Here is a 14,915-nt window from a genome sequence, read left to right on the forward strand (position 1 = left end):
ACCCATCCTCACGCCATACCATTGACGACAATGCGTCTAAGGCAAGTATGACCTGCCCACGATATGGCCGAGTGCCTCCAAAGATAACGGATAGGAGACATAACCGAATATTCATGTTAAAAAATCCAAAAAGATTTCTTTTTCTTTATGCGGCTTGGAATTTCTCTAAAGATATGTTGATCCGCAACAACAGATTCAGCATTGTCCATAAACATGAATAAAGTATCTGTTCCAAATTTTTTCTTAAGCAGCTCTTGTGCCTCAGCCATTTTAAAACTACGGCTCACCGTGTTGTGTGCATCAGAGGCAATGAAGTGTGTTAAATTGGCTTCTATAATTTCTTCTGTAAATTTTTGGGTCCTTTTCCCAAAATATCCAGTTAAACTCGCAGCTGTCACCTGAGTTGCCGCTCCGTTCTTCACTAATTTATACAGTTTATCGGGCTGCTCCATTAGTTCCGAATTTCGTTCCGGATGCACAATGATGGGAATGAGCCCTTTTATCTGGATATCATATAGCAATTGTTCCGTGTAACGCGGAACATGGCTGGAGGGCAGTTCAACAAATACATACATCGAACTCTGAGCAATTGTTAGAATCTCACCTTTTTCAAAATCCTCAAGCAGTTCTCCGTAAATTCGCGTTTCTTGCCCCGGCAAAATTTTAATATCAATACTTTCAGTCTTTAAATATTCGTTAAAATCTCTCGTTTTCTGAATGATGTCCGCTTTAACATTGTGATAACTTCCATTTTGATGGTGAGGCGTTGCAACGATTGTACTAATACCTTCTCCTGCAGCCATTTTAGCCATCTCCAAGCTGTCCCTTACATCATCTGGACCATCGTCCACTTTAGGCAATATATGACAATGTATATCTATCATCGCGGTCCCCCCTTTCCGATTCAGATTCACATTTTCATATAGCCTTTTGATCAAGCTTGATAATAGTAATAATAATTATCGTTTTTTTTCATTTTTTTATTGTTTAAAATGACCCCTAGCAGCTTTGCTTTGGCAGCCTCAAGTGATTCTTTTGTTTTTAATGCGGCCTCTACTTCTGTCTTGCCGCTGGATATAACAAGAACGGTTCCGTCACAGTGATTTGAGAGCAATTGAGCATCAGTAACCGCTAAAACAGGAGGTGTATCGAAAATGATCAAATCAAACTGTGATTGTGCCTCTTGAATAAAATTCGCCATTGTCCGCGAGCTTAACAATTCAGCAGGATTGGGCGGGATGGGACCTGATGTCATCACGCTTAACAGTTCCTCATTCGTTACGTTAATCACTTCACTAATCTCCATCTGGTGGGTTAATACATTTGAGAGTCCAAAAGAGTTTGTCAAACCAAAGGTATAATGGACGGTCGGTTTTCGCAGGTCCCCATCAATGAGCAGCACCCGCTTTCCCTGCTGGGCAAATACAATCGCCAAGTTTGCTGCAGTGGTTGATTTACCTTCACCTGGACCTGACGACGTTACCATGATGGAACGTATTTCTTCATCAACCGACGAAAATTGGATGTTAGTGCGTATAGTCCGATATTGTTCGGATATTGGTGATTTAGGATTCAGTTTTGTTATTAGTTTCCGCCTGATCGTTTGTAAAGCTTTCTTTTTTTTACTTCGTGCCAACTGTTTGCCCCCTTAACTTCGGCTTTCTCTCATTTCGTGGTGCACGTTCCATATTCTGTTCTTCAAAAGTAGCGATTACACCCAAAATCGGAAGCCCCAAAGTTTGTTCAACATCTTGCTCCGTTTTCACAGTATTATCGAGATACTCCAGCAAGAAGGAGACTCCAACACCAACCATTAATCCAATTACAAATGCAATGGCTATATTCAGCAGAGGCTTGGGCTTTACTGGAGAAGCATTTTCTCCAATGTCCGCTTTTGTTAATATACTTACATTGTCAACATTCATAATATCCACGATTTTCTCTTGAAAAACAGCCGCGACTTTATTGGCAATTTCCGATGCTTGTCGAGGGTCAGGATCTTGGACCGTCACATTCACCACTTGCGAATCTTTTTCGCTTTGCACGGTGATCTTCCCGTTTAATTGCCCTGCTGACATATTCAAGTCCAATTCCTGGATGACTTGATCTAAAATCGCAGGACTTTTAATAATCACGTTATATGTATTAATAAGCTGTAAATTAGTTTGAATTTCAGCCGGATTAAAGGCGGGTTGTTCATTCTTTGCCTGATTTACCAATAATTGTGTAGATGCTTGATAAATCGGTGTGATAACAAAGTAGCTGATAATGCCGCTGATCAAGACCGCTGTGCATGTAATCAACACAATTAAATTCAGGCGTTTTCCCAACGTCCTCATAAGCTCTCTCAAGCTGATTGTTTCTTCCATAACTTCCCCCTCAATTGAATTAGGATAAATAGACAATTACTTCTGCAAGCCTCATTGTATGTGGTGTGTGTGGATGGGTACGAGTGCCATTCATCCTAATAGTAAATTTACTTTTGTTTATTTATGTAAAGATATTGTTAAGTCTAGTTACATAGAATTAACTGGAATTTATTCTCTTTTATGTAAGGCATATAAAAGGTAGATGTCGATTTTTAGCGTATTTTTGATGAGGTTTTTATTAACGCGGGGTTACATTCGTAAAGTTAAAGCAATATAGAGTAGGTCTTTTTCCACAAAACTACCAGATCATGCTAAAACTTGGGAAAATTTATGTTGAAATGTTCATTTATTCACTGCGAATTACTTCCTTCATTGGATTCCACCGACAAAAAAAACGCTTATTATATGTCTGAAGCCAATTCGACAAAAGCCGACAAATCCGCACTTCCCCTCATATTGATTAGCCGGTCAATGATTACATAAGCAGAGGTTCCATGTGTTGGGAAAAAAATTCAAATTAAAAGGTTAAATTCATTCCCCTATATTTGCTGGCAGGAATTAGAGCACATATAGGGGGAAAAGCAAAAGAATGTATATCTTTCAGTTTGCAGAGCTTAATTTTTAAAGATTTTTTTGCTTTGATATGCCCAATGGGCTACAACTTTACTTTTTTATTTATATTCTTTTGGTAATTTGCTTCTCTTGTAGGGATGTATGAAAACGAAGCGTATACTTTCCATCCTTTCTATTGGGATAAATGTCGAAAAGGAAGCTGAAGCTTTTGGGTTCTTTCGAATCAAATAAAAATGAAGGATTCAGCAAAGCCGAACCCTTCATTTTTTTGAATCGTATTTGTTGCTTGCCGGACCAAAACCATCATTTATCGGACCATTTCTACTCTTTCACCAATCATATCATCGTCCCTTTCTAGTATCATAAAACACCCAAAACCGAATCATAAAGGTATGACTGGCAAAACCTAACCTTCATTTCACCCGATCATTCGTCAGCTGCCACCTTCTCATTAATGAGATCAGCGGCCTGTATTCTGCACCAGCGAGGCCAAGGACTTCGGCAAATAATTCTATGGAGATTAACACCAGCGCGATAATCATGATCGAGCCCCATAGGGTGGTGATTGAAAATAGAATTGCGGCCACGCTGAACATGACGGCGATGGAATATATAGTTAAGACGGCCTGCCGATGGGAAAACCCCATGTTTAACAGGCAATGGTGCAAATGAGCTTTGTCCGGGGACGTGATCGGCTTTTTATGAATGATTCGCCGAATGATTGCAAAGATTGTATCAGAAATTGGAACTCCAAGTATGATAATTGGAATGATGAATGAGATGAAAGTGACGTTTTTATAGCCGAGCAGTGATAACACGGCGATGATATATCCAAGAAATAGTGCTCCTGTGTCGCCCATAAAAATTTTCGCCGGGTAAAAATTATAAAATAGGAAGCCGAGTGTGCTGGCGATGCATATTATTGCCATTGCGAATACGAAGGGATCTCCTTGAAGGAATGCCATAAAGCTGATCGTGACTAGGGCGATCGTTGATACTCCAGCCGCCAATCCATCAAGGCCATCAATCAAGTTAATGGCATTCGTCATTCCAACGAGCCAGAGGAGAGTGATAGGAAAACTCCAAAAACCAAATGCTAATTGTCCGCCAAACGGAAGGTTGATAAAGTCGATGTCCAGGCCGCCAATGATAACAAGACATGCCGCTGCCACCTGACCGATCAGCTTGTACTTGGAGGAAAGCTCTTTTATATCATCAATCATGCCGGTGACAATAATAATCAGACTGCCTGCAAGAATCCAGATAATTGTTGAATGATGAGGAACGACAAGAAAAAGTCCGATAATAAAACTTACATAAATAGCTAATCCGCCCAGTCTTGGCATCGTTTGTTTATGTACTTTTCGGTGGTCCGGTTGATCGACCGCTCCCAACCGCAAAGCGGCTTTTTTCACAACCGGCGTTAAAATGAGTGAAGCCAGAATGCAAATTAGCGTAGCCAAAAGGATCAATGTATCACCTCCCTATGCATATTTTGGCTAAAAAGGAGGCAAGTACACGTGAATATTTTTTCCATTGATTTCTTGTTGAGAAGGCGTGCTATCATGGGGAATTTGTGAAAAAAGTTCAAATTTCTCCGTGTTAAAATTTCATCCGGAAAAAACCTTTGATATTTTCATCCGAAAAGTTAGTGAAAAAAATTAAATGGTGAATTTGTGAAAAGTGCTGGCACTGTGATGATTAAGCGCATATTAAAGCACTTTAGACTACTATTAATTACCGTTGATTCGATTACAAATCGGCAGTTTCGGCAATTTTTAAAACTTGGGTCCCGGTCTATTGCCTCACCTCCTGCTTTAATATTTCCTGTTGCCTCTTCACCCCTTTCTCCTTATATGCTTCTTTCTCTTTACCGGACAGCTTCTTAAACTCATTTAAAAACTCTTCATACTTTGGAAGAACCTCATCAACAGTTCCGTAATCCCTTACCATTCCATATTCCAGCCATAAAATTTTATCGCAGAATCTTTTCATCTGCCCTAAAGAATGGCTGACGAATATCATGGTCTTCCCTTCCTGCTTAAATTCCTTCATTTTGTCCAGGCTTTTCTCGGCAAAAGCTTTATCCCCGACAGACAAAGCTTCGTCGATAATCAGGATATCTGGGTTTATGTTGACGGAGATGGCAAATCCGAGGCGGGACCGCATTCCGCTTGAATAGGATTTGACCGGCTGGTCAATGAATTTTCCGAGTTCCGAGAAGTCAATGATTTCAGGCTCGAGAGCAACTATTTCTTTTTGTGAAAAGCCGAGCATCAGCAGCTTCAGTTCAATATTATCTCTTCCTGATAATTCACCGTTCAATCCGGCAGCCACCGCGATCAACGATACCTCTCCGTTCACTTCAACACTGCCTGTGGTTTCAGGGACGATACCGGCAATGATGTTAGCCAATGTTGATTTCCCTGATCCATTCATGCCGACAAAGCCGACGGAATCCCCCCTATCGGCTTCAAAGTTGACGTCTGCCAGCGCATAAAAGTCCTCTCCGTAGCTTTTTGGAAAAATGAGATCCAATATGCGTTCCTTACTGTTGCTGTATAGCTTATATTTTTTTGTAATATTTTTTGCGATAATGGCCTTTTCCATATCCATCCCAACCTATAAGTAATCTATGAAATGCCTTCTGAATTTCACATGGATTTTTGCCCCGAATAAAAACAGAACAATAACGACACCCCAGAAGTATAGGGAATATTTCCAGTGATCAACGAAATACCAGCCGGTACCAAATAACGCTGAGCGATATCCTTCAATCAAATAATACAGCGGATTCAGTTTCAAGATGGTCGGCAGAGGTTCTTCCAAAATGGAAAATTGCCAAAGGATCGGCGACAGATAGAGCAGCATTCGCAATGTCGCGTTTAAAAACATATGGATGTCCCTGATGATGGTTGAAAGGGTTGATGTAATCAGGGAAATGGCAAATACCAAACAAAAGGAGGACAAAATAAAATAAATTACTTGTAGAAAATACACACTGACGTAATACCCTCCCAACTGAAATATTAGAAAGGTGATTCCCAGCAGGACAATATGTGTGTAAAACTGCGAAAAAATGGCAATGGCAGGAATGACGCTCATTGGAAAATTCATCCTTGATAGCATGCGAAGCCTTGTATAAATGGATTTTGAACCTTGTATGGTCGACTGGTAGAAAAACGTCCATAAAATGAACCCGCCCAGCAGCCAATAGATGAAAGGGACCTCAAATCCAGGGACAACTTCAATGCCGTCCCGCTGGCGGATGCTTCCGAATACAAACCAATAAATCAAAATTTGTATCAGGGGATTCAGAAATTCCCATGTCATTCCCAAATAATTGCTCTTATTTTTACTTTTTAACTCATACAGTGAAAGCCTTCTGACTAAATAAAAATTTTCAATGAGTTCCTTTACGACGGTACTGGCAGATTTCACAAAAACCCCGCCTCTTTACTATTGGAATATTTCTTTCACCACTTGCTCACTCGCCTTTCCTTTTTCCAGGTGGCAAAATTTTTGATAAAAATTTTCACAAAGCGAGAACCCGTTTTGTTCAATCCGGCGGATTTCTTCGATCAGTCCTTCCGTCGTCCGAACGAGTGGCCCTGGCGCCTCTTTTTCAAAATCGAAATAAAACCCGCGAAGCTGATCGCGGTACTCTTCGATATCATGGACAAAAAAGACCATCGGCCGCTTCAAGTTCGCATAATCGAAAAATACGGATGAATAATCGGTGACCAGCACATCGGAAATGAGATATAAATCTCGGATGTCTCCGTACGACGAAACATCATAAACGAAGTCTTCCATCCCGGACAAGTCCAAGTTCTCTGAGACAAGATAATGAAGCCTGAGCAAAATAATGTATTCATTTCCCAGTTTTTCTTTTAGTACGTCCAAATCAAGCGGCAAGTCGAATTTGTATCTACCCTTAGAGTAGTACTGATTATCTCTCCATGTCGGGGCGTATAAAATCACCTTCTTATCAATAGGAAGCCCGCATGCGCTCTTGATCTTGGCGGACGCCACAGCGTTATTGGATTGGATTAAAAAGTCGTTTCTCGGATACCCGGACTCAATCACTTTTTTCTTAAAATCAAATGCCTGCCTGAATATTTCTGTCGAATAGGAGTTTGGTGAAATCAAATAATCCCATTTTGCTGATTCCTTCGCAAAATTTCGTTTATATTTTTTCGTATTCGTTCCAGGCATATGAACTTCATCCATATCCAAGCCAAGCCGCTTTAATGGAGTCCCGTGCCAAGTTTGAACATATACTGTCTGGGGAGGTTTACTGACCCAAAGGGGAAGCCTGCAATTCGTTACCCAATATTTCGCCCGAGTCATTAAAAAAAGCCATTTTACAGAAAAGCGAGGGACGATTTTAATGGGCTGGTTACCTAAATCCTGAATCTTTCTTTTATCAACACTCCAATACATCTTGTAATTCGGATAATGTTGCTTCAAATACTCGTATATTGCCCTTGGATTATCGCTGTACTGTTTTCCAAGGAAGCTCTCAAACACAATGAGATTCTTATTTTTAGGTAAAATGATCGCCATTAATTTGAACAGCTTTTTATATACTTTTTGAAGGCGTTTTTTCAGCTTCTTTTTCATAAATAATCACCACCGCGACAAATGATAGACATATCAAAAGTATGTCCAATGAATGGAGGCATAAACCATTGCAGGTTTATTAATGTTATTTAATGAAAATAATAGATAGTGCTATTCAATTGGATGGAGGTTTAAGATGCTTACCTTTTTAACTCGGATTTTTTCAAACCGGACGGCTGGAGTTGCTGACGATTCCTATACATACAATCAAGAAGGCTATTATATCCATCCCACTAATAATCGGCCTGATCCGAAGGTGTCAGTCATCATGCCTGTCTATAATGCTGAAAAAACATTGCGAAAAACGATTGATTCGGTGATTGATCAAACGATCGGTTTTAACGAGATTGAGTTTCTGATCATAGACGACAAGTCCAAGGATAATTCCCGCTCGATCATCTTGGATTATGCGAACGAATATTCAAATATCGTACCTGTTTTTTTCAAGAGCAATAATGGCTCGCCTGCAAAGCCCAGAAACGTTGGGATTGAGCTCGCCAAGGGTACATATACAATGTTCATTGATTCGGATGACTGGCTAAGCCCTGACGGGATTGAAGCCCTCTATAATCTGATGGAGAAAACAGGAGACCCCTACGCGATCGGCCGAACGATTAAAGTTGAGGATAATAAGCTTGTCATCACGGGTGAATACAATAGCTGCGAATATCGTGAGTCCATCAACCCCTGCTCCATCCCGCATATCTTTCAACATTTGGGGCCTACAGCAAGGATGATACGAACACAATTTCTACGAGACCATAACTGCCGTTTTCCCCATATGAAATTCGCAGAAGACAAACAGTTTTTCATCGACGTGCTGACAAATTGCCCGAGCATTTCAACGACAAAGGACGTAATCTATTACGTCAACCGCTTCAGGGATAATAAAAGCCTGGTTGGTACGACGACCATTTTCGAAAAAACAGATACAAACCTGGCCGTTATCAGGCATGTTATCAAGAAGGAACTGCCCGAGGAAATCGAGCGGATGGTTTTGAATCGGCTGTATGAGTTTGACTGTATTACGCGGTTGTTTAATAGACACCACTTTTTAAGGTCTCTTCGTAAGGACATATATTATAACAAATTCGCCGAAGTACTTGAAACGACCAAGGGATTGCGCTACGACTTCACAGAAAATTTCTTCGAGCCCTGGCATAAAGTGTTGGTGGACCTATTCAAAGAAAAAAGGTTTACCGATATTGTTAAGTTAATTGAATGGAGCCTGAAGGACACAACAAAAGAAATGGTCATCAGAGAAGATGGCCTTCCCTATTACCGCCTACCGTTTCCCGAACCTTACGAGTGGGCGAGAATCAACATGCTGGCGGTATATAAGGAGCATCTGAAAACCGACGAACACTATATTCTCCGAGTCAACATTTATGGGGATGACCTCGACAAAGTGAATTGCTTCGCCATCCGCCAGCGGGACAATGAAATAAATGAAAACGTGCTGCCCATTGAACAGATCGGCGAGAAACTATTTGAAGTGAAAATTCCCCTGGATTTGCTGGCACAATTGGATACGACAAGCCACACCATGTTCATTCGATATTACGATTACAGAAAGCTGCATATCAAAATGAACACGAGGCGGATTTTTGAGTATGGTGGGAAAAAAATTGATTTTTACACGACGATTGGGGATAACTTTGGGGTGAATGTGAAGTAATATCTAGATGGATACAACCCGACTACCTGAAAGGCACTTTGTTATTGAATTAGCTGTGATTTTATAATCGGTTTTCCCCCATAGAAATTAAAAATACCTGCAGGGATATGCAGGTATTTTTAATTAACCATGAAATAGCCCTTATGGAAACAAGAGGCCGTTTACAAAACAAAAGGAGTTTTATACAACTCTAATGAATAAGTTTAGAATAATGACCATAAGTTTTAAAAATCCATTCAAAAAATACCTTGTCTTCATTCAGGGGGCTTGAAAAGGTGAAAAAAATAATAACCTATGGAACATTTGACTTACTTCATACAGGCCATCTCAATATTCTTAAGCTAGCAAAAGAATATGGTGATTATTTAATTGTTGCTGTTTCTACTGATGAATTTAACGAACTTAAAGGAAAAAAAGCGTACTATACTTATGAACAGCGGAGGGCAATTCTCGAGGCTGTTCGATATGTAGATAAAGTCATACCAGAAGAAAACTGGGAACAAAAAATAAGCGACATTATTTCCTATAAAATAGATGTCTTTGTGATGGGTGAGGATTGGAGAGGGAATTTTGATTTTTTAAAGCAATATTGTGAAGTAGTATATCTGCCAAGAACGGTTGGAATTTTAACTACACAAATTAAAAAGGATTTAGGTAGGACTAACAAATGGTTAGAGAAATTGCAATAAGTCCGTGCCTTCTTTTATTTAGCTATACCCACTATGTCCGCAGTCAGTGACAGAGATAAAAAAAGTGACCAGAAAAGCGGAAACCCGATCAAAGTTGACAGTCAAAGCGAGCGGAAAAGTCATCGGTACAGCGACAGCTGCTAAAAATGGCAAATTCACCGTTACACTGAAGACTACCAGAAAAGCGGGTACTGTCCTTCAGGTGCACTCCAAGGATAAGGCCGGGAATGTGGGGAAAGCGGCGAAGGTGACGGTGACGAAGAATTAAAAGTTGCTATGCGGTGGGGTTCAGCGGAGGCTGAACCTTTTTTTTGGTGGACTTTGCTTTGTACGTGGATGATAGTTTTAGGTAACTCGGACAGTAAATTATCATTTTGGACAGTATATTGAGAATATGGACAGTAATTTATATTTGTGAACAGTATCTGTAAGCTCGGACAGTAATTTGGGATTTTGGATAGTATTAAAAATATAAAACGCCCCCTAATAATAATGGTAAAAGACATACTAAATCAGTAGCAACACTGGCCTGATAGCAATTCTTATAAAAAAGTAAACAAATCAAAACTCATGTAAAACTTTCCACCTATTTATGTTACTCTTGTACTACCAAATATTCTGAGGTGCATCATGAACAGAAAAACAAAGCGCATTCTTTCTATTTCTATCGGGTTCAACTTACTAATAATTCTCTTTACCGGGCTTACTTTTATAAAATTTGATAAAGTCGATGCACCACAAAGGTCAAATCCAGCCAAGAGAACCGGCTTTCATTACTACGAACGTACAACTTTATTTAACGAGCTGCCCATCCCGCCGGATTCCATCGTATTTTTAGGGGACAGCCTTACTTTCAGAACGGAATGGAGTGAGCTTTTTCCCGAAAAAAGTGTAATCAACAGAGGCATTGGCGGCGATACGACAAAAGGGGTTCTTGAGAGATTGGACAGCGTACTCGCTGCACAGCCGAAACAAATTTTTCTTCTTATTGGCGTGAACGATTTAAAGAGCCACAGTGTCGCTGCAACCGTTAGAAATTACTCAGTAATCATCAATCGAATACAAGCGGGGTCTCCTAATACCGAAATTTTTATCCAAAGCTTGCTCCCTATTAATAACAGCAAATACGGAAAGATATTAACAAACTATAAAATCAAGAAAATGAATAAGGGGCTCCGCTCTCTTGCGAAGAGCTCCGGGGTTCACTATATTGACCTTTACTCAAATTTCGCAAATAACGATCAGCTTCCGGAAGAGTATACTGTAGATGGAATCCATTTGACGGGGAAAGGTTATATTCTTTGGAAAGAATCCATTAAAAAATACATTGATTAGGTGGGGTTTAGTGGGGCTGGTCACGGATCAAACTGCAGCCCAAATTCACGCATTATTCTTCGGAAATCCGGGATACTATTCGGGATTCCGATTACTCTCCGAATTCACGAAATACTATCCAAAATTCGGGAATTACTGTTCAGATTTACGAAATACTATCCAAAATTCCGAATTACTATCCAGTTTCACGAAATACTCTTCGAAGATCCGAGATACTATCCAGATTCATGATAACTTTCCGTAGTTGCGAAGCACTGCCTACCCGCCACCCAAAAAGCGGCAAGGCCCAATAAATGGATCCTCGCCGCTGCTTTTTACTCAATATTCTCATCTTCTATATTTTCTTCGTATGATGCATCATCTTCATAATTATATTCATCTGAATAAGGATCTTCTTCTAATTCCTCTTCGTACTCCTCATCCTCTGAAATATCCACCGGTTCCTCGTACTCTTCTTCATAGTATTCGTCGCCGCCGTCCTGGTTCTCGTACTCATAACTATCATCACTTTCCCAGTCATAATAGTCATCTTCGTTGTATTCCCAATCTGAGTCATCCCATTGCCAATAATCGTAATATTCATCGTAGAAACCAAACAAGCTGCTAACCTCTTCCGCGCTCATGGGATTTTGGGACCATGCAGTAAATTGGTTATGTACGCTGAACATGGGTATCGAAAATCCTATGGACTGATCCGCAATTAATACAGCCGAGTTGATGCCGATCACTTTTCCTGTCGTTGCGTCCAACAACGGACCTCCGCTGCTTCCCGGTGAAATCTGCGCATCAATCTGATACACTTTTTCATAATTGAATTCGCCCAAGATGTCACGGTCGATTCCCGTCAAATATCCAACGGATGCCGTATTCTCCAACCCTCGTGGGCTGCCGAGCGCAATGACTTCTGTGCCGACAGCAGTTTGCGTCATTTCAGCTGGCAGCGGTTCTTTCCCGGACAACGGATCAACGCGTATGAGTGCAATATCGACGACATCCGAAATCCCGATGACCTGGCCTTGGTACTCCGTTCCATCGCTGCTTTTCACCAACACATCCGTAAATCCTGCGACCACGTGAGCGTTGGTCACAACATCCCCTTTATTGGAAAATAAAAATCCTGACCCCTGGTTTGAGTCTGTGAAAATAGTAAATACCTTATCCTGAGCTCCTTTAATCACTTCTGTTTTACTTTTCGTTTTTGGAGGTTCAGGCGCCTTCACTTCCTCCTTCTTTTCTGGTTCGGGTTCTTTTACTTTCTCAACGACTTTTACTACAGGTTCAGGCTCGATATCGGCCTTTATAACTTCTACGGGTTCCTCTTTTTTGTTTAAAAGGAAAAAAATACCGAGCCCCGTTCCGGCTAATGCGATTAGTAAAGCCATCAGAGATATGATGAATGTTGAGCGTGACCCCTTCGCCGCTTTGAGCGGCTTGCCGCATTCAGTGCAATATTGACCCCTTTTTTGTTTTTCCGCGCCACAATTTGGACAAAACAATATCCCCACCTCTTCTCTCTCTAGGAAAAATTATCTATTTTTTCTATTTTAATATAAAAAAAAGCCCTGGACAATCAAATTCCAGCGCTCTTGCAGTCTACCTTGTCTTCTAAATCGATAAAAGAACGTTAAAACTTTTTCCCCGATGAAAACTACGAATAAGATTTCCCCAGCTCAATTCAAATTCCAGAGCTCACATAATCTAATAGCGAGTCTACCTGCCCCATCACTTCTTTTTCTATGAGTGATAGTTTCTCCTGGCTGTCGCTCATTGTCTCCCCTTTTACCGCGAAATAAAATCTGCATTTCGGCTCAGTTCCTGAGGGACGGATACAGAACCACGATTCGTCCGCAAGCTTGAACTTTAGAACATTCTCCTTCGGAAGATCGATTGGAGCCTTGATGCCGCTTGGGATATGAGTCGATTCACTTGTGAGATAATCCTCCAATACCAAAACTGGAATGTCGTTGATTATTTCCGGCGGATCATTTCGAAACACATCCATGATCCGACTGATTTGCCTCGCGCCGTCTTTCCCATCGAGCTGAATGGATTGCAGCGACTCCTGGTAATACCCGTATTTTTCAAAAAGGTCCATCAACCCTTCGTATAGCGACTTCCCTTGATTTTTATAAAAAGCTGCTACTTCCGCTATAAAAACAGCTGCCTGGACCGCATCTTTGTCGCGAACGAAGTCTCCAATCAAGTAGCCATAGCTCTCTTCGTATCCAAACAGAAACTTATACTCTTCTGTTTTTTCGAATTCAGCGATTTTCTCCGCGATAAATTTGAAGCCGGTAAGCGTATTGAGAGTTTTGACGCCAAAATCAAAAGCAATGGCTCTACCGAGATCCGAAGTGACAATTGTATTGATCATGGCACCGTTGCAGGGCAAGCGCTTTTTTTTCAGCAAATAGTGGAGCATGAGTGCACCGATTTGGTTTCCGGTAAGCACCGTATATTGACCTTGGTTGTTTTTTACCGCGACACCCAGCCTATCAGCGTCCGGATCCGTCGCCAATAAAATATCTGCATCGACCCTTTCGCCGTATTCAATGGCTAGTTCAAAGGCGGAATGCTCTTCGGGATTTGGCGATTCCACAGTTGAAAAATCAGCATCGGGATGCATCTGCTCTTTTACAAAAGTAACTTTGTAAAAGCCCGCTCCTGCCAAACCTTTTCTCACAAGGTGTGTGGCGGTTCCGTGCAAAGGTGTGAATACAATGCTTAAGTCACTGGAAAATTTCTTATTCAGCTGAATCGTGGTGAGTGAGTCGAGATAGGCGTTGTCTATTTGCTTCCCAACATAGAAAAGCACCCCTTGCTGCTGAAGTTCTTTTTCATCAGGCCGATCAAATGAAAATTCAGATTCAATGGTTTCGATTTTCTTGACGATATTATCGGCAGCCTCTGGCGGGAGTTGCGCTCCGTCTGGACCGTACACTTTCAAGCCATTGTATTCCGGCGGATTGTGGCTGGCGGTAATCATAATCCCGGCTGCTGCGCCGAGATGGCGAACAGCGAATGACAGCACCGGCGTCGGACGGAGCTCTTTAAAAAGATATGTACGGATTCCATACATCCCGAGAATCTTCGCTGATTCAAGGGCAAATTCCGGCGACTTGTGCCGACAATCGTAAGCGAGCGCCACCCCTTGATTCATCGCATCCTGACCTAGTTCGATGATATGTTTTGCAAGGCCTGCCACCGCTTTTCGGACAGTAAAAATATTCATGCGATTCGTTCCGGGGCCAAGGCGGCCGCGCATGCCTGCTGTGCCAAACTCGAGATCTTTGTAAAAGCAGTCTTCGGGCTGCGGTTCAATTTGAAGCTCCATACTTAACGGGTCCTCAGGTGGCAAGTACTCCAGCCAGTGGGCCATCTTTGATTTCCAATGCATTGTGTTCACGCCTTTCTATGTACGAGCCGTAGGCTGCGCAGATTAGTGGGGTTGGTTTCAGCGGAGCTGAAACCTTCTTTCAAAAGTGAATCGGGATTTTGGATAGTATTTTGGAATTCTGAATAGTATTTTGAACTTCCGGATCGTATTTCGGAAGCCTGGACAGCATTTCAATTTTTCGGATAGAATTTCGAATTTCTGGATAGTATTTCAACTTTCCTGACAGTATCTCGGAATTTTGGACAGTA

At 41.3% G+C, this 14,915-nt stretch carries 12 protein-coding genes and 1 pseudogene; 4 read left to right on the forward strand and 9 right to left on the reverse strand.

The features are described 5' to 3' along the window. Positions 1–116 precede the first annotated feature (116 nt). From D4T97_RS10955 to D4T97_RS10985, 7 genes and pseudogenes are all read right to left on the reverse strand, one after another. Positions 117–884: a tyrosine-protein phosphatase gene (locus D4T97_RS10955; RefSeq protein ID WP_126050606.1), complete on the reverse strand. Its 768-nt coding sequence runs from the start codon at positions 882–884 to the stop codon at positions 117–119. Between the two features lie 50 nt (positions 885–934). After that, positions 935–1,636 (reverse strand): CpsD/CapB family tyrosine-protein kinase, encoded by a 702-nt coding sequence (locus D4T97_RS10960; protein ID WP_126050608.1) that lies wholly within the window; start codon positions 1,634–1,636, stop codon positions 935–937. Next, on the reverse strand, positions 1,623–2,369 hold the full coding sequence (locus tag D4T97_RS10965; RefSeq protein ID WP_126050610.1) for a YveK family protein: 747 nt from the start codon (positions 2,367–2,369) through the stop codon (positions 1,623–1,625). Before D4T97_RS10965 ends, D4T97_RS10960 begins: the two co-directional genes overlap by 14 nt. Positions 2,370–3,355: 986 nt before the next feature. Continuing rightward, positions 3,356–4,414, reverse strand: coding sequence for a glycosyltransferase family 4 protein (locus D4T97_RS10970; protein WP_126050612.1), 1,059 nt, complete (start codon positions 4,412–4,414; stop codon positions 3,356–3,358). A gap of 325 nt (positions 4,415–4,739) precedes the next feature. Further along, positions 4,740–5,552, reverse strand: a complete 813-nt coding sequence (tagH, locus tag D4T97_RS10975; RefSeq protein WP_126050614.1) for a teichoic acids export ABC transporter ATP-binding subunit TagH — start codon at positions 5,550–5,552, stop codon at positions 4,740–4,742. A gap of 12 nt (positions 5,553–5,564) precedes the next feature. Further along, positions 5,565–6,383, reverse strand: a complete 819-nt coding sequence (locus D4T97_RS10980) for an ABC transporter permease (protein ID WP_126050616.1) — start codon at positions 6,381–6,383, stop codon at positions 5,565–5,567. 18 nt (positions 6,384–6,401) lie between these two features. Then, a pseudogene (locus D4T97_RS10985) lies at positions 6,402–7,562 on the reverse strand (CDP-glycerol glycerophosphotransferase family protein); the annotation flags it as partial. Positions 7,563–7,704: 142 nt separating this feature from the next. Here D4T97_RS10985 and D4T97_RS10990 point away from each other — a divergent pair. The 4 genes from D4T97_RS10990 (at position 7,705) to D4T97_RS11005 (ending at position 11,270) form a co-directional block, all read left to right on the forward strand. Continuing rightward, a complete protein-coding gene (locus D4T97_RS10990) occupies positions 7,705–9,246 on the forward strand; it encodes a glycosyltransferase family 2 protein (RefSeq protein WP_126050620.1) in 1,542 nt (513 codons plus the stop codon). A gap of 275 nt (positions 9,247–9,521) precedes the next feature. Beyond that, positions 9,522–9,935 (forward strand): glycerol-3-phosphate cytidylyltransferase, encoded by a 414-nt coding sequence (tagD, locus tag D4T97_RS10995; protein ID WP_126050622.1) that lies wholly within the window; start codon positions 9,522–9,524, stop codon positions 9,933–9,935. Positions 9,936–9,999: 64 nt separating this feature from the next. Next, on the forward strand, positions 10,000–10,203 hold the full coding sequence (locus D4T97_RS11000) for an Ig-like domain-containing protein (protein WP_126050624.1): 204 nt from the start codon (positions 10,000–10,002) through the stop codon (positions 10,201–10,203). A gap of 362 nt (positions 10,204–10,565) precedes the next feature. Next, positions 10,566–11,270: a GDSL-type esterase/lipase family protein gene (locus D4T97_RS11005; protein ID WP_126050626.1), complete on the forward strand. Its 705-nt coding sequence runs from the start codon at positions 10,566–10,568 to the stop codon at positions 11,268–11,270. A 314-nt stretch (positions 11,271–11,584) separates the two neighbouring features. Here the strand turns inward: D4T97_RS11005 and D4T97_RS11010 are convergent, their stop codons facing one another. Continuing rightward, positions 11,585–12,766 (reverse strand): trypsin-like peptidase domain-containing protein, encoded by a 1,182-nt coding sequence (locus D4T97_RS11010; RefSeq protein ID WP_164525544.1) that lies wholly within the window; start codon positions 12,764–12,766, stop codon positions 11,585–11,587. 179 nt (positions 12,767–12,945) lie between these two features. Then, positions 12,946–14,667 (reverse strand): phospho-sugar mutase, encoded by a 1,722-nt coding sequence (locus tag D4T97_RS11015; RefSeq protein ID WP_126050630.1) that lies wholly within the window; start codon positions 14,665–14,667, stop codon positions 12,946–12,948. Between the last annotated feature and the right edge of the window lie 248 nt (positions 14,668–14,915).

This window comes from Siminovitchia acidinfaciens, assembly GCF_003605385.1.
Lineage (GTDB): Bacteria > Bacillota > Bacilli > Bacillales > Bacillaceae_C > Siminovitchia > Siminovitchia acidinfaciens.